The 21737-nt window shown below is 48.3% G+C and carries 23 protein-coding genes; 12 read left to right on the forward strand and 11 right to left on the reverse strand.

Going from position 1 to position 21737, the window contains the following annotated elements; genetic code table 11:
- Window positions 1-10: 10 nt before the first annotated feature.
- The 4 genes from QW772_08105 to QW772_08120 form a co-directional block, all read right to left on the reverse strand.
- The gene (locus tag QW772_08105; protein MEM0038872.1) at window positions 11-1117 is read right to left on the reverse strand and encodes an NDP-sugar synthase; all 1107 of its coding nucleotides are present in this window, start codon (window positions 1115-1117) and stop codon (window positions 11-13) included.
- 137 nt (window positions 1118-1254) lie between these two features.
- Window positions 1255-2220: an ROK family protein gene (locus tag QW772_08110; protein ID MEM0038873.1), complete on the reverse strand. Its 966-nt coding sequence runs from the start codon at window positions 2218-2220 to the stop codon at window positions 1255-1257.
- 14 nt (window positions 2221-2234) lie between these two features.
- Window positions 2235-2735, reverse strand: a complete 501-nt coding sequence (locus QW772_08115; GenBank protein ID MEM0038874.1) for a hypothetical protein — start codon at window positions 2733-2735, stop codon at window positions 2235-2237.
- 113 nt (window positions 2736-2848) lie between these two features.
- Window positions 2849-3637: a metal ABC transporter ATP-binding protein gene (locus QW772_08120; GenBank protein MEM0038875.1), complete on the reverse strand. Its 789-nt coding sequence runs from the start codon at window positions 3635-3637 to the stop codon at window positions 2849-2851.
- Window positions 3638-3681: 44 nt separating this feature from the next.
- Here QW772_08120 and QW772_08125 point away from each other — a divergent pair, with 44 nt between their 5' ends.
- Genes QW772_08125 through QW772_08135 form a run of 3 tightly spaced genes read left to right on the forward strand, consistent with a single transcriptional unit; the run spans window position 3682 to window position 5948 of the window.
- Entirely contained in the window at window positions 3682-4686 is a 1005-nt protein-coding gene (locus tag QW772_08125; GenBank protein MEM0038876.1) for a zinc ABC transporter substrate-binding protein, read from the forward strand.
- Window positions 4686-5555, forward strand: a complete 870-nt coding sequence (locus tag QW772_08130) for a metal ABC transporter permease (GenBank protein MEM0038877.1) — start codon at window positions 4686-4688, stop codon at window positions 5553-5555. Before QW772_08125 ends, QW772_08130 begins: the two co-directional genes overlap by 1 nt.
- A 3-nt stretch (window positions 5556-5558) precedes the next feature.
- On the forward strand, window positions 5559-5948 hold the full coding sequence (locus tag QW772_08135; GenBank protein ID MEM0038878.1) for a ribbon-helix-helix protein, CopG family: 390 nt from the start codon (window positions 5559-5561) through the stop codon (window positions 5946-5948).
- 46 nt (window positions 5949-5994) lie between these two features.
- Here the strand turns inward: QW772_08135 and QW772_08140 are convergent, their stop codons facing one another.
- Window positions 5995-6681, reverse strand: a complete 687-nt coding sequence (locus QW772_08140) for a hypothetical protein (GenBank protein MEM0038879.1) — start codon at window positions 6679-6681, stop codon at window positions 5995-5997.
- A gap of 66 nt (window positions 6682-6747) precedes the next feature.
- Window positions 6748-7911, reverse strand: a complete 1164-nt coding sequence (locus QW772_08145) for an MFS transporter (protein ID MEM0038880.1) — start codon at window positions 7909-7911, stop codon at window positions 6748-6750.
- Window positions 7912-7989: 78 nt separating this feature from the next.
- Here QW772_08145 and QW772_08150 point away from each other — a divergent pair, with 78 nt between their 5' ends.
- The 3 genes from QW772_08150 to QW772_08160 all read left to right on the forward strand — a co-directional run bounded on the left by QW772_08150 (window position 7990) and on the right by QW772_08160 (window position 11102).
- Window positions 7990-8622 (forward strand): CRISPR-associated protein Cas4, encoded by a 633-nt coding sequence (locus QW772_08150; GenBank protein ID MEM0038881.1) that lies wholly within the window; start codon window positions 7990-7992, stop codon window positions 8620-8622.
- 44 nt (window positions 8623-8666) lie between these two features.
- A complete protein-coding gene (locus QW772_08155) occupies window positions 8667-9533 on the forward strand; it encodes a phosphoenolpyruvate hydrolase family protein (protein MEM0038882.1) in 867 nt (288 codons plus the stop codon).
- A gap of 156 nt (window positions 9534-9689) precedes the next feature.
- Window positions 9690-11102, forward strand: a complete 1413-nt coding sequence (locus QW772_08160; protein MEM0038883.1) for a Tm-1-like ATP-binding domain-containing protein — start codon at window positions 9690-9692, stop codon at window positions 11100-11102.
- A gap of 111 nt (window positions 11103-11213) precedes the next feature.
- Here the strand turns inward: QW772_08160 and QW772_08165 are convergent, their stop codons facing one another.
- From QW772_08165 to QW772_08180, 4 genes are all read right to left on the reverse strand, one after another.
- Window positions 11214-12548: a RuBisCO large subunit C-terminal-like domain-containing protein gene (locus QW772_08165; GenBank protein ID MEM0038884.1), complete on the reverse strand. Its 1335-nt coding sequence runs from the start codon at window positions 12546-12548 to the stop codon at window positions 11214-11216.
- Between the two features lie 70 nt (window positions 12549-12618).
- The gene (locus tag QW772_08170) at window positions 12619-13434 is read right to left on the reverse strand and encodes a phosphoenolpyruvate hydrolase family protein (GenBank protein MEM0038885.1); all 816 of its coding nucleotides are present in this window, start codon (window positions 13432-13434) and stop codon (window positions 12619-12621) included.
- Window positions 13435-13439: 5 nt separating this feature from the next.
- The gene (locus QW772_08175) at window positions 13440-14873 is read right to left on the reverse strand and encodes a Tm-1-like ATP-binding domain-containing protein (protein ID MEM0038886.1); all 1434 of its coding nucleotides are present in this window, start codon (window positions 14871-14873) and stop codon (window positions 13440-13442) included.
- 15 nt (window positions 14874-14888) lie between these two features.
- The gene (locus tag QW772_08180; protein ID MEM0038887.1) at window positions 14889-15755 is read right to left on the reverse strand and encodes a phosphoenolpyruvate hydrolase family protein; all 867 of its coding nucleotides are present in this window, start codon (window positions 15753-15755) and stop codon (window positions 14889-14891) included.
- Between the two features lie 49 nt (window positions 15756-15804).
- Between QW772_08180 and QW772_08185 the strand changes: the two genes are divergently transcribed.
- From QW772_08185 to QW772_08195, 3 genes are all read left to right on the forward strand, one after another.
- On the forward strand, window positions 15805-16392 hold the full coding sequence (locus QW772_08185) for a DUF1097 family protein (protein MEM0038888.1): 588 nt from the start codon (window positions 15805-15807) through the stop codon (window positions 16390-16392).
- Between the two features lie 74 nt (window positions 16393-16466).
- Window positions 16467-17222, forward strand: a complete 756-nt coding sequence (locus QW772_08190) for a 2-phosphosulfolactate phosphatase (protein MEM0038889.1) — start codon at window positions 16467-16469, stop codon at window positions 17220-17222.
- Window positions 17223-17595: 373 nt separating this feature from the next.
- Window positions 17596-19116, forward strand: a complete 1521-nt coding sequence (locus QW772_08195; protein ID MEM0038890.1) for a glycogen/starch/alpha-glucan phosphorylase — start codon at window positions 17596-17598, stop codon at window positions 19114-19116.
- On the opposite strand, the gene QW772_08200 is transcribed toward QW772_08195, so the two are convergent.
- On the reverse strand, window positions 19113-19865 hold the full coding sequence (locus tag QW772_08200; GenBank protein MEM0038891.1) for an ATP/GTP-binding protein: 753 nt from the start codon (window positions 19863-19865) through the stop codon (window positions 19113-19115). The two genes, QW772_08195 and QW772_08200, sit on opposite strands and share 4 nt — an antisense overlap.
- Window positions 19866-19963: 98 nt before the next feature.
- Here QW772_08200 and QW772_08205 point away from each other — a divergent pair, with 98 nt between their 5' ends.
- The 3 genes from QW772_08205 to QW772_08215 all read left to right on the forward strand — a co-directional run bounded on the left by QW772_08205 (window position 19964) and on the right by QW772_08215 (window position 21729).
- Window positions 19964-20248 (forward strand): hypothetical protein, encoded by a 285-nt coding sequence (locus QW772_08205; protein MEM0038892.1) that lies wholly within the window; start codon window positions 19964-19966, stop codon window positions 20246-20248.
- A 54-nt stretch (window positions 20249-20302) separates the two neighbouring features.
- Complete coding sequence (locus QW772_08210; protein ID MEM0038893.1) at window positions 20303-20731, forward strand: zinc ribbon domain-containing protein; 429 nt, start codon at window positions 20303-20305, stop codon at window positions 20729-20731.
- 92 nt (window positions 20732-20823) lie between these two features.
- A complete protein-coding gene (locus QW772_08215; protein MEM0038894.1) occupies window positions 20824-21729 on the forward strand; it encodes a thiamine-phosphate synthase family protein in 906 nt (301 codons plus the stop codon).
- Window positions 21730-21737 lie beyond the last annotated feature (8 nt).

The raw sequence follows: 21737 nt of genomic DNA on the forward strand, positions 1-21737 counted from the left end.
AGTGAAGTGTTCAGAGGATCACCTTCCCCTCTTCTTCGATGTCTTCATTTAACTCCTTATGCGGTAGGATCGTAACGTCCCTGGTTATGAAGACCTCATCGTATACCCTAACCTCATCGCCTAAGACAACGCCCGACGATATCCGGGCCCACCTACCTATGTGGGATCCAGCACCGACTATAACTCCCTTCATATGTGAAGCCGACCCGATGACCACGTTATCCAGGAGCAGTGAGTCGGCTATGCGGCTACTACTACCTACTATGGAGTTCCTCCCTATTAGCGTGTAAGGACCTATCACCGACCCTGTCTCAAGTCTGACAAACTCATCTATGAAGACTGGCTGAATCACTTCGACATCCTGGTCTATCTCAGCTGTAGGTGATATGAAGCCCTCTGGCATGAGATATTTCAACGCGCTCAGGTTTGCTTTAAGATAGTCTGTGGGAACTCCTATGTCAAGCCAGATACCTTCATGTATGTAGGCATGCAGAAGTCCTAACTCAACCAGTTTAGGGAGTACATCTACTGCAAGTTTGGAGGGTCTCTTAACAGGGAAATACTTAATCAGGCTAGGGTCGAATATGTAGACTCCCGCATTAACGAGATTCGATGGAGGTGATTCATGGGGCTTCTCAATGAACTTAACTACCCTACCCCTCTCATCAACTTGAGCTACCCCATATCTCGACGGGTTCTCAACACGCGTTAAAATCATGGATGCCGGCGAACCGTTATTCATGTAGGCTTTAACGAAGTCGATTATGGGAGCGTCAGTGAATATGTCGCCGTAGATGACTAGGAAAGGCTTGTCGAGGTTGAATCTGCTTACTATTAAAGGTACGGGTCCTCCATCACCCAGAGGATTCACCTCCTCAACGTATTCTATGCTAATCTGGCGACTCGACCCATCGCCGTACCTGTCCTTAATCAGATTGCTCATATACCTTACAGACATGATCACCCTCTTAACGCCGGCTTTCCTCAAGTTATCAAGTATCCAGTCGAGGAGGGGTCTCCCTAAAATCGGTAACAACGCCTTAGGTCTTGTGAGCGTTAGGGGTCGTAAGCGGGTTGCGTAGCCGCCTGCAAGAATTATTGCGGTATCCACACCCATCTACAATCCCATATAACATAATAACATAGGGGGTCTTAAGAATTAAATATTCACTAGGGTTCGAAAAATCAACTGTAGAGCTGCTATGATCGAAGGCTTCACGGCCTACGGTAGAAATGGAGAAGGCTTGACGTGAATCATGTCTGTTCCTGAATTCTCGTCAGTTCCTTAGGTGGTTTATGAGCAATCCAAGCCGCACCGTAGAGCACTACATCGTCTCCAAACCTAGTTACCACGGCTTCAGGCATCCTATTTGTTACGTACGTGTCGACGTGATTCAGGACTAACGCAAGGAACTCTGGATTGTTAAGCATCACTGAGCCGCCAAAGCTGATTACCTCAGGATCGTAGGCGTTAATCACCGAAGCTATTCCAGCAGCGTCCACCTTAGCTAACTCGCTCACTACATAAGCGGCGAAGTCATCGCCCTCACGCCAGTATCTAAACAGAGTCTCGGCCTGTACTTCCGTAGAGGAAGTCAGTCTATAAAGTTCTGAATCACCACGCCATCTATCCCTAAGAAGTCCGATGAACTTCCATAAGTTGTTCCCTGACGCTAGGGCTTCCCAATGACCTACGCCGCCACATCCACATCTAATGTTTGAATCGTATGAGACTACCAGATGTCCTATCTCATGCGCGTTACCGTCCTTCCCCAGGATGAGATGACCGTCGACGATTACGCCGGCCCCTATGCCTGAGCTGATAGTTATGTAGACCACGTTATCTCGTCCTACCCCAACGCCGCTCATATACTCGGCGTAGACAGCGGCAACGCAGTCGTTCACTACATACGTGGGTACATTGAATCGCTTCACTAAGGGTTCTCTCAAACTGAAAGCCCTTAATCGGACATTAGGTGGGTTGACCACACAACCGCGTTTGATGTCTAAAGGTCCTATAGTACCGACGCCGACCGCCACTACACCACTCAACCCTAATGACGTAATCAAGTGTTCAGCAACCTCTGCAATAATTCCGGCGACGACGTCCTCACCTCCTTCCTGAGGCGTTCTAATGACCTCCTTACGTAATAACTTCATGTCCTTAGAATCAAGTAGAGCTATCCTAGTCTTAGTGGCTCCAACATCTACTGCCAGCACGTGACTCAATGCATTCACCCGTGTTGCGGAAGCCTATAAGAGAACTTACTTGCCCTAAGATCTTCACACAGATCTTTAAGCAGGCCATCTTCACTATCGTACTTCCTGATAGACGCTAATTTCCTCTGATCAAGGTACTCTGGCAGGGTCTCAGCGATGTCTGTAGGCATTCCAGTCCCGACCAGCACATATGCAGGCTTGCCCTCGGTATATGCTGTTACGAGCTCCTGAAGACAGCCGGCACCACCCCCGAGAATCACGAGCGCGTCGGAAGTCCTGACGAGGAAGACAGACCTAACCCTGTAGGAGGTACCAGTCCTCACCACCAATGCCTTCTCAGGAAAGTTGACGTGTTCTTGTTCTAGGGGAGGCACTATCAATACCCTAGCTCCCACATTAAGGGCCGAATCAACTACCTCCTTCATCAAACCCCAATACCCCCCGACAACAATCACTAAGTCGTTGGGGTAACACGCACACAGACCTCTAACTAACTTTGATGCCTTGAGCTTCAAGGACTCCTCAACGTTTCCTGAATGGGCTGCAAATCCTACGTATTTAAACTTTCACCACCGAAATATGTCTCGCTTTAACTGTAATTAAAACTCACGATACTTCACTAAGTCTGTTACACGTGATAGTCATGAATGTGTATATGCTTCTCATGAATCGATACGGCCGTGCCGTAGACCCTCCTAAGAATCTCCTCGTGGAGGACCTCGTCAGACCTCCCGAAAAACCACTCGCCATTACCGAGTAGCAACACATTATCGGTGTGAGGCAGTAGCAATGTCGGGTCATGGCTACTAATTATAATTGTCACGTTCTTTTCCTTAAATAGCTTGACAAGCGTTGAAGCCAACGAGACCTTACCGACAGGATCTACTGAGGAGAAGGGCTCATCTAGTACAAGGAGTTTGGGGTTATGGATTAACGCCCTAGCCACTAACACCCTCTGTCTCTGACCTCCAGACAGACTCCAGAAGCTCTTATGCTTTACGTCCGCATCCAAATCAACGAGCCTCAAAACCTCGTCAACCCTCTCCCTGGCAAGCCCATCTGAAAAGATTCTCGGCCACTTACTCCTGTAGAGGAGGTACGAGAACTCTATAAACTCCTCAACACTTACTGGATATGTGAAATACGACGGTGTGAAAATCTGGGGGACGTACCCTACATGCCTCCCAACAATGTTGGGTTTTGCTGTGACGTCCATCCCGTAAAGGTACACTTTACCGCTCAAGGGTCTTACAAGCCCCACAAGAGTCTTGAGTAGGGTAGTTTTGCCTGAACCGTTAGCCCCGATCACCTGGGTTAGCGTGCCTTCCTGGAACTCGACAGTAATTCCAGTGATTAGAGGCTCTGAATACCCTATGCTTAAGTAGTTGGTTCTCAGCATTTCCTCTCCTGTGCACACTTCATTACAGGATTTATAAACTTTGTGCACACTTACTCGTTGGGATGGGGTATATGAAGAGAGTTGCGGGGTACGTGTTATTGTCCTGCACCGTCATCCTGCTATTTAGCCCTACTGTGGTAGCGGTTGATGGGTTGACCATAGTTACTACATCTCCAGGTCTCGCAGACGACGTTAACCTGATTAAGTGTGAGAGCGACCGTGTGTACTCACTCCTTCCAGAGACTGCAGATCCGCACGAGTACTCCCTGAAGCCCAGCGACTTAAGTATGCTGAGGCAGGCAGATCTACTCGTATCAACAGCCCACACCCACTTCGAACTGGAAATAAATGAACTGATTTCACGCGGTGAGATCAACGCCACGCTTGTGGAGATACCCAGGATAGCTGGGATCAGGATATTGAAAAATCCGGCAACGTTAACAGATAATCTTCATACCCCCACTTATGATCCTCAGAACTACGTTGCCTTCTTAAGAAATGTTACCGAGTTGATGAAGAGACTTAATCCGTCATGCTCCTCAGTGTATGAGACTAACTATGAACTCCTCAGAAGTAGGGTCGAGTCTTTAATGAATAGCAAGCCTAACTCGATGAACATGCTAGTCGGGATAGCTACTGAACCCACTGTCCAGTATGCTGTGGCGTGGCTCGGCATCAACGTGACTAAATTACTGATTCCAGAGGAGGGACTGAGTCCTACTCCTGCTACGGTAATAGAGATTGAAAACGCTGTCAGGAACCGTGAGGTTGATGTCTTGATAGTCGTTAAAGGCGGGGAATATTCAAGTTACCTGATTAATCTGGGCAGGAGTTATCATGTGCCAGTCATAGAGGTTCTACCGCCATATATGAATGGATCAACAATCGATAAACTGGTTCACGTGCTCGTTCAATATGCAGGGTTGCAAAACACAGAGACGCTGGGCGGGGTTTTTGACTTACCTAACACGACTAGCGTAACACATGCGGTTTCGGAACTGATTATACTCCTCCTGCTCATTGTTACAATAATATCCTACATAATATCAGACGGAGGTCGAGGTTGATGCGCACGTTCAGATTAATCATACTCTATACAGCGGTCGCTACAATCCTATCCGTTCTCAACCCACTATTTAAGGTCGAGTTCAAGTGGAACGTGACTTTCACCGCGTTGGGACTTCTGTTCGGTTCCCTAAGCCCCCTAATAGCTACCAGGAGACTCTACTACCTCTCAGCAGCCGCCCCTCACGCCTCGCTTTTCTCTGTCGCGCTCTCCATGCTTATTGCTGGGGCTTTGGGGATCAGCGACTACTACGTTACAGCAATCTTCGTATCAACGCTACTTGTACTTGGCGTTGGTTATATGATTAGGTCAGGCCTTGATCCAGACGTAGCGACGTCCGTGTTCGTATCTAGCACGACAGCGTTAAGTGTTCTCCTAATGTACTATGTCTTGACTAAATATAGGTTAACCTCGATCAACGCCATAATGCTGGGTGATCCTCTGCTAATTCCGTACCACGAGGTTCTGATGTTAACGGTGATGTCGGTTTTGGTTCTAGTAGTGGTCCTCACAACCTTTAAAGAGAGCGTCTGTGCTGGCATAGACTCTGACCTGGTAAAGTTGAGCGGAGTTAAAGCAATCCTTTATGATTTAATCCCCTACGCCTTAGTAGGACTGGTCGCCGTGACCTCGCTAAAGCTCGTGGGGTACGTATTGTCTCACGTGCTGGCATTGCTTCCTTCGCTGACATCGATTAACGTAAGCAAGCAAGCACGTGAGTCTTTAATCCATAGCATAGGCCTCACCACCATAGCAACCCTAACCGGACTCCCCCTCTCGACATACTTTAACGTATCGCCATCAGGCACTGTTGGGATTCTGTTAACGTTATTTTATTTGATGACACTAGTAAAGAGGAGGATGCCTTGAACTATGACCAAAGAGAGGTTCGGTGTCTCAGTGCCTGCCGACCTTTCAAGGAAGGTTAAAGAACTCGCCAGCAGGAGGGGTGTTTCAAGATCTGAGCTAATAACGGAGATGATGAGGAGCTACATTACAGATTTGGAACATGAGAATCTCCCTCACTACTGCACAGGCGTTATGGTGATAGTTAAAGAGAAAGCGGAGATAAGTCTAGAGAGGGTATATGAAGCCTTTAAGGAGGTTATAATAGGGTATACCCACCAACACGTGGGGGGCATGTGTGTTAACGTAGTGTTCGTCTCGGGCTCCTCCGAAAGGATAGACGACCTTTCTAAGAGTCTGAATATGTGTGGGTGTTTCATAAGGTATCTACCACTCCATGGCGGGAAGAGACGGTAGGCATTCGCATGACAGCAATTCAAACACTTCCCTGCTGTAAGGGGAGTCAGGCCTTGATTACCCACTTCTTCCTGTTCCTATCATAGTACGCTATGGCAGACTCAGACAGCTTTTTAAGTAACTCGACCTCCTGCCGACTGAGTGTCTTGGATATGTCTGGTTCCTTGTCTGAGGTTAGCGACTCGATTTTCTTAATGAAGTCGCTCCAGAACTCCTCGTCAACAGCTATTCTCTGGTCCTTAAGCTCCAGAACTACCGCACCCTCCCTCTCCAGCTTGTCGAAGAACGCATCCCTATTTCTTATCTTCTTAGCTATGTCAGCCTCATAGATTATCTTTTGTCTCTTGAGAATTTCAATGGCTGTCACTCTCTCCTTTGGCGCCTCTTCTTTAAGCGCCTGAGGCTTAGCGACCTCGACCGCCTGCTGAGCAACTATCTTGGAGGGGAGTTCCTCCACTTTAGACCCGAGCTCGTCAAGAACCTCACGCACCTCCACTAACCGATCCCTCAGCTCTGTAAGGAGTGAGGAATAGGTGTTTATGGTGTCTGTAGCTGACCTCAAGAGCCTCTGAATGCTTCCCAGAGACTCGTCCTGAGTCACTTGCCGTTGAGCGGGCTTGCTTAAATAATCCTCAATCGCCTTTCTGATAAGCTCCTCAGGCTTTAAGCCGGGGTAAATCTTCCTCAGTGAATTGAGCAGCTCTTCAGGCAGGTCGAGAACCACTTGAACCAAATTTATCACTCCATAATGTCTACATTTAAAGAGTTAATAATAATGTACTTAATCACGACTTGCCCCTCACGTCTCAGCGCCTGACCTGAGCAGTGGAATCATTGTCAACAATGACGCTGCCTCCATAGCCACGGAGTAGGGTATTAGGTAGATTGGACTTACCGAGTATATGAACCCCGCGGCAAAGCCGCCAAACATCCATGCAGACCCGTAGATCAGTCCGTAGGTTCCATACGCGAGAGCCCTCCTAGAGGGATCCACTAGATCCGGTATTGCGGCCCTCATGTTGGTCTCGTAGATTGCCATAACAATCCCCCATATTGCCGCCATCGCATATGCGGCGATCCTTGAATTTGCGATGAGCAATGAAGGTATTGTTAGAGTCAAGAGGGGCGTCAGGATTAATGATTTAAGTCCCATCCTGTCGTAGAGCATGCCTACAGGTAGCGCGACTAGTGCGTCAACCCCCATAGCTATCGCGTAGAGCAGTGAGATCTCCGGGTCGCTCAATAACCCTGACTCCTTAGCATGATATGAGATAAGCGACCAGGCTATGTAGCCGGCGGTCATGAGGGCCAGCGAAGCAGAGAAGAGGTTGAACCTCCTTCCAAGACGTCGCCCCACTCTAGCCTTCTCGACGGTGACAGTCCTCACGACCGGATATTTGCGAAATGCTGTGAGTAAACACGCTAGGGAAAGTGTTGCAGGGACGGCGAGGGAGGTGAAAGCCAAGCTGTAGTCACTTCTGGAAGAGCTTAAAACCCACATAACCAGCAGCGGCCCCGCGAAAGCCCCGACCTGGTCCATAACTTCATGCAACCCGAAGCCCTTACCCCGTCCGATACCCTCCACCACCTCAGAGAGAATCACGTCCCTCACAGGAGCTCTCAAGCCCTTACCAACTCTCTCGACATAGAGGAGTGTGAGGGCTACCTCCCACCTACCGCTTAACGCCAGCATAGGCACCGCCACTAAGTTAATTACGTATCCCATTATCGTCAATCCCCACAATACACTACTTCTTCTGAGCTTGTCTGCCATATACCCGCTGACGAACCTGATGACGTAACCTAGGAACTCGCCCACAGTAACTGCACCAGCTATTACTGCAGTCCCTCCAAGCACCTCCAGGTAAGCGCCTGAAACCCCTCTGGCGCCCTCGTAGGTCATGTCAGCAAATAATGAAACAAGTCCCAGAAGAATGAAGACCGTAAGTAGTCTCCTCTCCACATATCACACCATGGTTAACCAAGGTTAGGTGGTGTATAAAAACTTACATGAGTTCTAGATCTATTGGTGTCAAAGGGGATGAATGATATTAGTTCGTCCATAGATCTGATCAACACACTTTATAGGCTAAGCAAGGAGGAGAGGGAAAGGCACCCGCGGAGGCCGGAGGCCTACTGGGTCACGGATCTTGTTAGGTGTATTCTTAAAAGAGACTTCGAACTTAAATACCCCGAACTAGTCGAGAGTGAGGTGTTTACACCTACCTATATTCTCGGCACCCTCGTTCACAAGGGATTACAGGAATTGCTGAAGTCCACAATCTCGAATGACGTGCTGACGGAAGTTGAAGGCAGGCGTGAGGTAAGGTTGCCTGACAATAGAGTGGTGAGTGTGGAGGGCAGAGCTGACTTGTTGATTAGGACCGGCGAGGAGTTGGTTGGAGTTGAGATAAAGACATCCAGATCGGATCTTGAGCTACCTAAGCAGCATCATGTAGATCAGGCGAGAATATATAACTGGCTCTTCAACCTAAGGCACACAATACTCATCTACGTGACTCCTGAACGAGTGACTCAATTCCTCGTAGAGGATAGGGTCACCGACGAGGAGGTAATAAGGAGGTTAACCATAAGCAGATTCCCCAGGTATGAGTGGGAATGCCGATACTGTAGCTACTCAGTCCTATGCCCGTATAAAGTGTCTGTGAGGTGAAGATTTAAAATGGTTATATGCATAATCTTTAATGAGGTATTTGTATGGCCAAGTTCGTACCTCGTGAGAAGGCCCTTAAAAAATTGTGGGATGAGGTAAAAGCCGGCAGGATGATAGTTATCGCTAGCGCTGGAGACGGGTTCTTCGCCAAGATATTCGATATGGCCGGCATAGACATCATAGGTGTGTACAACTCTGGCTTCGGAAGGCATCTGGGGATAGGCTCACTTTCAGGTCTAATGCCCATATTTGATACTAACAGGCTAGTAATAAAGATGGGCTACGAGATACTCCCGCGTGTTAAGAACTCGCTTGTGTTAGCTGGGGTATGTGCCCAGGACCCGCGAACCATATGGCCTGAATACCTGGAGAAACTGAAGAAGATGGGGTTCTCAGGTATTCAGAACTTCCCGACCGTTGCGTTAATTGACAAGAACTCCCTGTTCAGGAGGAACTTAGAGGAGTCTGGCTTCGGATATAACAAAGAGGTTGAAGTGCTTAAAATGGCCCGTGAGATGGACATGTTCACTCTCGGCTACGCCTTCACTGAGGATGAAGTTGAGGCGTTAGCGAAGGCAGGTGTTGATTTAATAGCGGTCCACGTAGGCCTGACCACTGGTGGAATAATAGGGGCTAAGACCACCGTCACGATAGAAGAGGCGATTGAGAGAACGAATAAACTCTTAGACGTGGCCTACAGAGTGAGGCCAGAGGGCGATTTCATACCGATAACCCACGGAGGTCCGATGGAGGATCCCGAAACCACTGCCCGAGTGCTAAGCGCCACTAAGGCCGTTGGGTTTGTGTCAGGCTCCGCTATAGAGAGAACTCCAGTGGAGAAGTTCCTGGTAGAAGAATGCAAGAGATGGAAATCTATAAAAGTAGAGCCAAGCAAGCTAGGACTGAAGTAAGGATAACAGGATTTAGAACGGGAATAAATCCATAACTTTCACTTTTTATTGCTCATCGTTCTATCCCACGTATTCACTTCGAAAATAGACATGAGCTCTCCCGTGTAGGAAATGCTTAAAAACAATAACACCTAAATAATATTTGAGGTATTAATTATGGGTTCAGAAGCACCTGGAGTCCTCGTTATGGGCATAGCTGACACTAAAGGCCCGGAGCTTAAATTCCTGATTGAGTTAGTGAAGCGCGCTGGCGGCAAGCCCATCTTTATGGAGCTTACCGCTTCGGGAAAGCCTGCAGGGTGGGCTGACATATCAATAGAAGATGTGGCTAGGGAAGCAGGCATTACTGCCGAAGAACTAAGTAGAATAACGAGGGAAAAGGCCGCCGAGTATATAGTGGCTGGCGGCGTCAAGATAGCCCGCAAACTATATGAGGAGGGCAAGATAAGGAGCGCAATTGCTTTCGGAGGCTCGCTAGGAACCTCCATGGCCAGCAGGATCATGCGGGCCCTACCGTATGGTGTCGGGAAGTTCATGTTATCTACCATGGCCTCAGGTGATGTTAGACCTTACGTAGACATCAAAGACTTAGCTATGTGGTATCCCCTTGCCGAGAAAGGTATTAACGTTGTGACTGCGAAAATATTAGCGACGGCTGCTGGAGCCGCTGTAGGTGCGGCTAAAGCGCCTGAGCCAGGGGTGGCGTTGAGGCCCCTCATAGGGTACACCATGTTCGGTACCACCACACCCTGCGTTAAGGCGGTCTCAGAGCACTTCGAGCAAAGGGGGTATGACTCAATGATATTGCATGCCGTTGGTACAGGAGGTAGGTCGCTGGAGGAGTTGATTAGAGATGGTTTCATAGAGGCTGTAGCTGACATAACAACCCATGAGCTTACAGACCTGGTTTGCGGCGGTATCCTTAGCGCTGGCCCTGAACGGCTCACTGCAGCGGGGGAGAAGGGAATACCTCAGGTAGTGTCGACGGGCGGCGCTGATATGATTAACTTCGGACCTAGGGAAGAGGTTAAAGGAAAGAAATCCTTGGTTACGGGAAGAGAGTTTGAGGTAGAGGAGGCGGAAGGTCTTCCGGGCAGGAGAATACACGTACATCATCCGATGGTCACAGTAGTCGGCACTCTGCCTGTTGAAGCAAGACGCTTAGCACAGGAAATAGCGATTAGACTGAATAAGTCTAAAGGACCTACAGCATTGGTAGTCCCTATGAGAGGCTGGAGTGCTTACGACATACGTGAGCCATCTCTTGAACTAGGGTGGGCTGGTCCAGGATCAGGACCTTTCTGGGCATCACACCAGGAGAAACCCGAGTGGAGCTTAAGGTCGGTGGCATTCGTGGATGAGCTAAGTAAGCATTTGGACTTAAGTAGGGAGAACCTAGATCTAATAATATGTGATAAACACATAAACGAGAAGGACTTCGGCCTGCTCATAGCAGGAATACTGGACGATATGCTCACAGGGAGATGGAAGAAAGGCTCATACTTCACGAAGCCCTGGACCCTCACGTTAAGTGATTTCAAAAAGTTGAATCTCACACCTCCCCAGTAAAAGTTTATTTTTCTTTTTGGCTTTATCAATAGAAAATAAACCTGTGTTAAGTCTATTCCCATTCGGAGCGGGTTTATGCAATCATGTTAATGCAGTTATATTGCGAAAATCTTACTTTTTGTAGGCTTTTGACCAAAGCCTCAGGGCTTCTGCTAGTTCGGTATGTTGCTTAGCATACTCTTCTGCAGGTATGTTCTTCTCCACAGCTTCAGCTGCCTGTACCATAGCCATGGCTCCAGCTCTGAATCCTGAGGGGTGTCCCAGAACGCCTCCTCCGGCAAGTATTAGGAGGTCCCTTCCTAGCATATTGCTTGCTAGACCAACATTGCTGGGGTCATTCCCTCCGGATAAAGTTGGTAACGTTGGCTTGAAGTGTAGCCAAGGTTTCCTCAGGATCTCGCAGTGTTGCCGAGCCTCCACAATATCATAGTGGAATTTACCCCAGAGGACGCCTATGTGGATCTCGTCAGCACCGCTCATCCTACCGAGCTTGCTCACTAACACTGGTGAGAAGCCATGGTAGGGAACCCTAGTATAGGCGCCATGCCCGCATCTGTGGACGTGTAGCGGAACCTTAATAGATGGGTCTTCCGCCAGTCTGCGTACGCCGCCATAGCCCACGTAGGGCAAGACCACCATTAACGAGTTGCCGCCATGGGACTGTACCACATCCGCAAGCTTCATCATTTTATCCTGTCTATCGGTTGTTATGTTGAAAGCGTAGTAAGGTTTCTTACCAGTTTCGCTGGAGGCTCTATCTATCGCCTCCATAACTTTCACAACTCTTTCCTCTATTGGACAATACTTCGGGTTGACTAAAGCCTCATCATCCTTTATGAAGTCTATACCGCCTTTGGTTAGCTCGTAAACTATTTCACCAATATGCTTGGGGGTTAAGCCGAGGTTAGGTTTAATTATACATCCGACTACAGGCCTGTTTTCAGCGCCGACACTTCTCTTGACATCAAGACCGAACTTGGGGCCAGGGAACGCTTCAGCCCACCATTTAGGGAACTGAAGGTCTAATAGTTTTAGATTCTCCAGTTCCAGGAGGTCGTAGGCGTTCCCCGCGATATCAGCCAGCAAAGTCGCGAGGCCTGAGTCCTCAGGGTTGTAGTTCTCAGCATATATGCCTAACGTGAATACTGCTGCGTTCCTATCACCGGTTTTGAAGGTCACTACACGCGCTATCTTCGCCCCATACTTATCTCTCAACTCAACTGTTTCGTACTTAACTGGCGTCCAGGTGCCTGTCGAGTTCTCTATAGCTGCGTGTATTAGCGCCTCGTCCAGATCTACGTCTGGCGCTAACACAGCGAGATACGTTGCAATTATGTACTGATCGGGGTCCAAAGCATCTAGAGAAGACCATAGCACGTGAGTGTATCGAGGATCCTCAGCTCCTAGGTATTTGGTTTTATATGATGGCTCGCTCAGATGTAACACCCAATTAGATAATTAACTGGACTTAAAAATGTTGAGGGTTAGGCTTGAAGTGCGTGTGTGAGTGACGTATTCACCTTCTCACATCTTTAAACTGCTTAATGATGTCGATGATTGCCTTCTGGACAGGCAACCTCTCTATAGCTGCAAAACCCATGAATCCTGCTACTCCGCTAACGCGCTTGTAGATGTACTCAAATGATTGAGGACTGACTATCGGGTCACCGTGACACACCACTATTATGCCAGGATTGACCTCTCTAGCCTCATTGACTATGCCTTGAATCAGGTCCGCGGCTTCATCTAAACTCAGCATTTTCTCTCTATAACCCACGTGCGCGATTAGGACGTCGGCCCCAGCCTCTGCCATACTGCGAGCCTCAACGGGGTTAAAGACGTAGGGAGTTGTCAATATGTCGAGTTTATGCGCTTCACTAATCATTGAGAGTTCCTTCTCATAACTGAAGCCCTGCTTCTCCACGTTCTTCCTGAATACACCGTCGTACATAGCTACTGTGGGAAAGTTTATTACTCCAGACACGCCAAACTCATCCCTAAGTTTCTTGATGAACGCCCTGACGTCTATGAACGGATCTACCGCACATACCCCGGCCACAAGCGGTGTAGTTTTCACAACGCTTGCGAGTTCTCTAGCTAGCTCTAAGGTCATTGTATTAGCATTAGCCAGAGGCAAGAGCCCTGCCATCGATCCTATACCCATTATAGTGTACCTGCCTGAGTTGTAGAACAGTATGAGGTCGGCGCCCCCGCTCTCAGAGGCAAGGGCGGCGAGGCCTGTGCTCGCCCCTGTTATTATTATGGGCTCCCCTCTAGCAATTTTATCATACAATCTCTTCAGTATATCTTGCCTAGGGATGTAAGTGGCCAATTAAGTCACCCGTTCAGGTACTTCATAACCAACTCTCTAGGATTCCTCACGATCCTCTCAGGTTGGAGGCCGGGAACCTCAGGCAACTGTCCTTTAACCCATCTTTTCCTTATCATACTGTCCAGTAATTTTGCACTGAGGAACGCTACTTCAGGATCGTTAAGATTGTAGTCGATGACCAGCAACTCTATGTTTGGACTGGCCAAATCCAGGTGATCTAGGAGTGCCTTCAGCAGGTGTAGGTCTAGTAGTGGGTCATGCCATGGCTTATCAGTAGGCTTGAAGACTACGGTACCATCCTCAACACACATCCTTTGACAATACACACCGGGCGGTGCTACCTTAGGTTTCACGGTAGGGTCATTGTCGTACGTATCGAAACCTCTCAGCGGGAATATAAACACCGTGGGACCTACCGCTTGGTTAAGACGCTCAGCCATAAGCTTACCAGTCATGTACATCTGCTCGGCATCCGGCTTCACTAAAGTCACTAAACCCTTACTGTGTTCATACATACACCTCCCTCTGTACTTCTCAGGAACTGTCTGAGGGGACCAGAAGTTGATTATATCCACACCACCTGGTAGGAGTACTTGAGGTATCCCCAACCTCCCGGCTGCCGTCAACCTTAACTTGCCTCTAACGCTAGCAACTAAGACTCCACCAGCGACCTCATTCATTACTTCAGCTGTAGTGACATCGAGAACTCCTACAGCCATGCCTGCTTCAATCAGTCTTTCCATGGTATACCCACCTGTTATGCCGAGCGCGTGGAATGATATGAAGTCATAGCCTTGGCTCGTAAGGTAGTCCTTGGCAATAATCAAGTGTGGTGTAGTCACGCCGAATTGAGTGGCGAAGACGGTGGGTCTTTTCTCAATTGTATATGGAACTGGTGCCGCCGCCCTAACAACCGCTGCGGCCGCCCTATTAAGAACCTCAGCCTCAATAATGTTGACTTTTTCACCACCTGTTAAATCGGATATGGACCAGATGGGCACTATGTCCGAGCCTGCTATAACAGAGCCGGCTTCAGATATTATCGTGGTGACGGCGAACTTGGGTATGAACATCGGCAACTCGCTCATTATGTCTGTAATTAATCTCAGCCCAGTTGAACCTCCTAGACCTATAGCTCCATCTAATTCGCCTCTGGCCAACAACTCCTTAAGTATCTTGGTGGCTCCCTTAATCATGATTTCCTGTGCCTTAGCTCTTTCAAGATTGCTTACTTCATCAATGGTGGAGCCCGCTGCTCTTGCGACAGTATCATTATCTATATCGGGTACACCTAACTTGGGGGAGTATTTGCGCATCGAGAGGTCTACGAGCAGCCCCTTACCGCCATGAGCACTTATTCGTTCCTTAAGGTAGTGGCCCTCACACTCCTTAGTATCTAGAGTAACGAGGATCGCTATGATAGGTGTTTTAACGTTCAAAAAACGATCAGCCTCTCAAGCACGTTTTATCTTGACTGCCTTGAATGCCTTGATCTGTTCTGCTACAGCTTTCTCTGTTGGCAGTCTCTCGAAGGTTGTAGCGCCGAAGAATCCGTGTACCCCCTTAACCCTTTCCGCTATGTATTTCCAGTCATCAAGATCGGCTACTGGGCCGCCATGCACTAGAACTATCACGTCTGACTTGTGACTTCTAGCTAGGTCAGCCCATTCCTGAGCTTTTTTAGTGGCTTCCTCCAACGTTATTGTCGTCCTAGCGCCTATGGTGCCCTTGGCTGTGAGCCCGAAGTGCAGTACTAGGATGTCCGCCCCTGCCTTCAACATGTTGACCAGATCATCCTCGTCAAATACGTAGGGGGTTGTTAGCATATCAAGTTCATGCGCCATCTTAACGGCCTCAACCTCCTTATCATAACCCATCCCAGTCTCCTCTAAGTTCCTCCTGAACAGGGAGTTCTTGTCAATGAGTCCAACGGTCGGGAAGTTCTGAATACCTGAGAACCCCATCTCCTTCAGCTGCTGGAGGAACCTCCGCATTCTGTAACCCTGATAGAACGGATGAGTTCCAGTAACTCCTGCAAGAACAGGCGTGTACTTAACGACACTTAAAACTTCGGAAGCTAACTCTAGGAGTACCTCATGCGCGTCACCGTAAGGCATGAGACCTGCGAGCGATCCGAAACCGGCCATCCTGTACCTGCCGGAGTTGTATATTATGATTAAGTCCGCGCCGGCGAGCTCCGCCACCTTGGCTATTATGCCCACGCCGGCGCCAACGCCCATTATCGGCTCGCCTCTAGATATTTTGCCATGCATATTTTCTAAGATTTTTTTCCTAGGTAAATACTCAACCACGTATAACACCTCAATATTATTTATTCAAAGAATACTTATAAACCTTTTACGCCATATATTGTATGAGGGTTACTTTATGTCGACCTCAAAACCTACAGAAGTAATTGTTCAGAGAGTACCTCTTTGGCTTGCTGTGGCTCTAACTGTAATCATATCGCTGCCTTTCGGCACGTTATTGGGTAGGTATAACTTGGCTTTATGGGCGTCATTCATAGCTTGGGCTGAGTACTTCGCACTTGGGGCGAAGCCTTCGGCTTTAAAACCTATATGGATTCTGTACCCGTTAGGAGCTTTTACTATGGCTATATTCGCAACCTTTAACAATTACTTCGTAGTTTACGCCGGTTGGGATCTACTCGTGTCGGTTGCTGTGTGGATATTCATATGGGTTGCGATAGCGGTGTACATTATGAGGTTCCACCCACTCTTCCAGCAGGGGAGCCTTCCATACTTCAACGGTCTCTCGATGTACTTAGCCCTCTACTTCGCTGGAGTGCAACCTGGGGCTGGTGCCGGACCCCTCGTAGGAAATCCACTCATAGATCCATGGATACTCTGGATATGGGTGAGTCTAGCGGGGATATTCGGCGGTTTCCTAGGCTGGCTTAACATACTCTTAACATTCCCTAAGAAGGTCGTCAAGTGATTGTTTTGGATCTAACCCCTCTATAAAGACTCATTTTTATGCTGATTTAACTATAAGCTCACAGGTGATCATACGTGGTCATAGTGCGTGTTACGTGGTTTAGGGAGGGATTAGGTGAGGAGGCGGATGCCGTGGTCGTGGTAGATGTGCTGAGATTCTCAACTACAGTGGCTGTCGCCCTCAGTTTGGGCTTTAAACATATCTACGCGTTTTCTGAACTCAGCGACGCCATTAACTTCGCCAGGTTGAGGAAGTTGCCCCTCTTAGCTGAGGTACACGGATTGAAGCCGCAGGAAGCAGACCTGGATAACTCTCCCAGCGAGCTCATGAGACATGGAGCGACCTACTTAAAGAGGGGCATTAACGAACTAGTGATCAGAACCACCTCTGGGGCCGCCATACTCAGTGAGGCTGCTAGACGAGGGTTTAAAAATATTTTCATTTCGTCAACTGTAAACGCGAGGTCTGTAGCAGAGGCCTTGTTAAGTAAGGGATACAGCACTATAAATATAGTGTGTGGAGGTCTAGATCTAAGTAAATTCGCGATAGAGGACTATGTGGGGGCTGGGGCTCTAATAGAGGAGTTAACAAGTCTAGAGCCGAGGGTAGTGCTTGAGGACGAGGGCTTGGCTGCCCTCCATATGTACCGTTCAGCACGGGAATCACTCCTCGAATTATTTAGTAGAGGCAGGTCCGGCAAGATAGTTACCAGCACTGGGCACTACGAAGATATAGTTGTAGCGAGCGGAGTCAACAGCCTTAACATAGTGCCGCAGGCTACTCCACTAAATCAGCCAGGTGGAGCTCTCATAAGCCTTTATAACGTCTAATCTCCCGTCCCCTAAGACTAAGCTTTCACATGCCTCGCAGTATGCTCGTTCTCAACGAACTCGACGTCACCCATCATGATAGAGGTAAAGACCTTCATGGATCTGACCCCCTAGAGTGCCGAATATGAGGTAGTATCATGGGCTAATTAACGCGTTGCCTACACCAAACATGAATATTACCCGAAGACTTGATTCAGTCCTCCTGGGTTCATCACGGTTCAGTCGGTTGATCCATCATCACGGTCAATATTCCTACCGCTACAGGAGCTTATTAATACTAGATCAAACGACCTGCAGAACACTGGTCTTTAAAACTCTAAAAACCGGGCTTATTTTACTTCACGCAATAGATAGTCCTCGAGGTTTCCATGAAATGTACATAAGTGTGACACCTGAGGTCGCGGTTGAGAAGCTCACAAGATTCGCGGGTGGTCTAGGAGTTCTCGAAGGAGATAAACTGATTGAAGCTAGAGCTATGGGCATTGATTACGCCGTAATCACGCTGTATCATCCTGGCGGGTACGCATCATACAATGTGAGCAACGGTGACCTGGTTGAAGTGAAGGATAGCTGGACTACATCGGGGGGTGTTGCACTCGAACCTCTCACTATCAGGGTCAGGAACGAGCTGGTCACCCTGGAGCCGTCCGTGTTCGAAGTAGCCGGCTCGAAACTCATTCTTCTTAAAGTAATTAAACCTCAGTGGGCTACCGAGCTTGCGAGTAAACTCTACATAGAGAAAAATGCTGAAGAGATGTTCTTCAAGTATGTCATCCTCAGTAAAGGAGCTGCCACACTCATTGAGTCGAGAAGCCTCGGTAGCGTCGAGGAAGTGCATCTTCAGGAGAGCTTCGCTGGGATGACTGCCTTTGCCTTGAAGGATCTAACCAACGTCAAGTTCGTGACGCACTCCCCAGGACCGTGGGCCCATCCTGTACTTCGTAGAGATTGGCTCGTCTCAGAATTCGGTGAAGAGAGGTTTGAGAGGTGCTGTGTCAACAACTACATAAACCTGACTGAATGCTTGATTAAGTTAGTCCCTAAAGCTTACGTGGTTTCAAGGAAGCAACTCAGGGTCATGAAAAACATAATGCCTGGAGTTGCCGATAAACTTGTCGACGCAACGAACGGTGTCAGTTTGACAAGATGGTGTGACGAAAAGATACTTAACTATGTGGTGGGCGGAGACACTGACGTGGAAAGATTCAGGGAGATCAGGGACGGACTTAGAAGGAAACTTGCTGATTACCTGAAGGAGTCAGGCATTAAGAGGGTGCCAGGTCCGGATGTGCCTGTGATTGCGTGGGTTAGGAGGATTGTGAAGTACAAGAGACCTCACTTCATATCGAGGTTCATTGAAGACAACAAGGATCTTAGCGCGTTCTACATTCTAGGCGGAAGACCTCATCCTCAGGACACCTATGGGAAGATGTATGCTAAAGAGTTCATTAGATTGTCGAGAGAACATGAGAACGTGATCTTTCTTCACGACTACGACTTGGAGAGCGCTAAGACCATACTCATGGGTTGTGACATACTGCTCTTCACGCCGTTCCCTGGCTGGGAAGCTTCAGGAACTAGTTTCATGAAAGCCGGCGTCAACGGGGTTCCAACGCTTTCCTCTAGAGATGGGGCAGCTCTGGAGATGATTAAGGACGGCTATAACGGCTGGCTATTTGGGGAAGATATCTCAGAGTTTGTGGACATATACACTAGTGTTAAAGCTGGTGAAATCGATGAGAAGGAATATGAGGAGTTCAGTGGAAAGCTCGTCGAAGCTGTTAAGACGTATATCGAAGATTTCAACCGTTACCTTAGTATATCACTTAATGCTGCCAAAACCTTCATCAGACTCGCTGACATAAGGAACACTATGTTTAAGTTAATACACTAGGTTAAATCACCGCATGAACAGAAGACTTCACGTATGATTGAATAGAGATCGTTGAAGCCGTCGCCGGTAATGGCGGATACAGCTACGATTCTTGTGGGTACTGCGTATATCTGGAGGAGTTTAATTAGCTCGTTCGCCACCTCATTGAGTAATCCGTCACTGCCGGCCAGCTTGCCTGCCAGATCATTTATCTCGTCAGGTAAGGTCTTCCCAATCACGCGATTCAGGAGATCCGACTTGCTGACTACGGGGATGACGGGTACGCTTAGCCTCAGTCTAACTACTAAACTCATTAAATACGATATCACCAATTCAGATGGGGATTCGCTAATCGTGGGATCGATGAGATGCACTACTGCAGGTGATGCCAAACCTCTCAGTGAGTCAATGATTTTAGGTCCTGACCTTCTGAGCACGAAGAGCTCGCTCTGACCTGGTGTGTCAACCAGCAGTAGGTCCTTTTTCAAAATCCTTACACGATTGATAAATTCCCCTACCATGTCAGCCAACATGTCAGACGCTCTAACCATAGCACCATTAGGTCCTAGGCCCTCGTCTATCATTAATTTCTTAAAATCTATCAGTTCACGAACATCGAAATCTGGGGTGTAAGGGAGTGTCTCAACAGCTGGGTCTAGGTTTAATATGCCAACACTAACGTGGAACTCCTCCTCCAACCACTTGCTGAAAGCCGCTGTGAGGAAAGTCTTACCCGAGCCGCCAAGCCCTGTTAACACTAGTGCCTGCACGTTATGCGATCCCCCACCACGAGATAATGGTTTAACCCTTGTTAAGCTTAACACCTTCGAAAGAACATGTTTATAGGGGATACGTTACGAAGGGGTCTGTGAGTTCACGCATTAAGGAGGTCAGGAAGTCGGAGGGTCTATACGATGTCATACTTCTGGTCAGTTATGGCGGTAAGGATTACGAAGTATGCCTTCACAAGATATCCCAGAATGTGGCTAAAGCGGAGACCTGTATGAGCGGCAACTATATTATGATTAGGTTAATTAACGAGAGAAACGAGGGATTCGCCTCTTGCTGCATTCACGTAAAACATCTTGAAAGCGGTTGTATGGAGTGCTCTTCGCTGCTCCTTCCTCCCAAGTCTGGATGTGGGGACACATGATGTACGCCTCCTAAGCGAGGGAGGAACAGGAAGAGGGACTTCATTAATAAGCTGGTGAGGCAACTAACCACGCTATTCCCAAACGCTATCCACGTTGTAGAGGATCTGGATAAGGAGGGTATGGTTAGGGGAGGTCTCGAAGTAGAGAAGAAAGAGAAACGCGAGGACTCCGTGAGTTCAGATACACAGAAAACCCTCCGAGGAAGCCCCCCCGTGGTTAAGGTTTCACCTAGGAACACTTCCCGCACCTGCCCGCGATGCGGGTATGTTACGAAGGCCCGAGTGGGCGGGGTGTTCAAGTGCGGTAGGTGCGGGTTCGAGATGGATAGACAGAAGCTCGCATCCATGAACATATACCTCAGGTACGCCAAGATGTGGGGTTCCCCCACAGCCGTGAACCCGAGAACCTCGATGAAGGAGGCTGTGGGTCGGGGTTACCCTGAACGGGTCGAGACCAATGAAAGGAGCCCCAAAGGTCCATGAAGCCAAAGGCTAATATCGACAGATACCACCTATCATGAAGCCCGAACCCCAGCACGCTTAAATCCTAGAAATGGTTTTATTAACAGGGGGCCTTGCTACCTCACGAACTGGTAAGCAAGTACTTGATTCCAGAGTTACGAGGGTTGCTCGTTCACAGATTAAATGAGAGAGGTCTCGGCCAGTTAAGGATAGCTAAGTTATTGAACGTATCACAACCCATGATTAGTAAGTACTTGAGCACGAGTCCAACAGAATATCTGAAGAGGCTAAGTAGGCTTGGTCTCGACATGAATGAGGTTGTCAGAATCGCAGATCTCCTTACCGAAAACCTAGTGAATGGCAAGCATCAGGAGTACTTTAAGTTGCTGAACACCTACATCAACTCCCTCCTGAGGGAAGGGCATCTCTGTGACTATCATAGGGAGGTAAGTCCTTCAATTCCTAAGGACTGTAATGTGTGCTTAAGGATGTTTGAGGAGATTGAGGATCCGTATGTGGAGGAAGTTAAGGCGGCTTATGAAATATTGAGTCTACATCCAAGGGGCTTCGAGATAATACCGGAGGTAGGTATGAACATAGTTTCGGCCCCGCCTAATGCAGAAAACTACAGAGACGTTGTCGGCTTCTCCGGAAGGATCATAAGGACTAATGGTAAGATAGCCGTGGCTGGCGAGCCTGCCAGAGGGGGAAGCAGACATACCGCAAACGTTCTGCTTACTGTTATGAGGAGATTCCCTAAATTGAGATCAACTATAGTCATTAAGTATGACAGACGTTGCATCGAGAAGTTGCACGACATGGGTTTAAAAGTGGTTAAGTCTGGACCCCACTCTTCCGTAGAAGAGTTCTTCAGAACACTAGATGGGCTCGTAGGTAGCTTGGACAGGGAACCCGATGTCATAGCAGATGCCGGCGGCTTAGGTATTGAGCCAGTTGTATACGTATTTTCCGGAAGTGCTATCAACGCAATCAAAAAAGCTCTTGCATGCATCGAGTAAGGAACTCA

Origin of the sequence: Zestosphaera sp., from assembly GCA_038727705.1 — an archaeon.
Classification (GTDB): Archaea; Thermoproteota; Thermoprotei_A; order Sulfolobales; family NBVN01; genus Zestomicrobium.

Bases quoted from the DNA above. Each gene is read 5' to 3' on its own strand.
- QW772_08150 (MEM0038881.1), top strand. From the start codon at position 7,990: ATGAATGATATTAGTTCGTCCATAGATCTGATCAACACACTTTATAGG.
- QW772_08130 (MEM0038877.1), top strand. From the start codon at position 4,686: ATGCGCACGTTCAGATTAATCATACTCTATACAGCGGTCGCTACAATC.
- QW772_08160 (MEM0038883.1), top strand. From the start codon at position 9,690: ATGGGTTCAGAAGCACCTGGAGTCCTCGTTATGGGCATAGCTGACACT.
- QW772_08125 (MEM0038876.1), top strand. From the start codon at position 3,682: ATGGGGTATATGAAGAGAGTTGCGGGGTACGTGTTATTGTCCTGCACC.
- QW772_08105 (MEM0038872.1), bottom strand. From the start codon at position 1,117: ATGGGTGTGGATACCGCAATAATTCTTGCAGGCGGCTACGCAACCCGC.
- QW772_08155 (MEM0038882.1), top strand. From the start codon at position 8,667: ATGGCCAAGTTCGTACCTCGTGAGAAGGCCCTTAAAAAATTGTGGGAT.
- QW772_08135 (MEM0038878.1), top strand. From the start codon at position 5,559: ATGACCAAAGAGAGGTTCGGTGTCTCAGTGCCTGCCGACCTTTCAAGG.
- QW772_08195 (MEM0038890.1), top strand. From the start codon at position 17,596: ATGTACATAAGTGTGACACCTGAGGTCGCGGTTGAGAAGCTCACAAGA.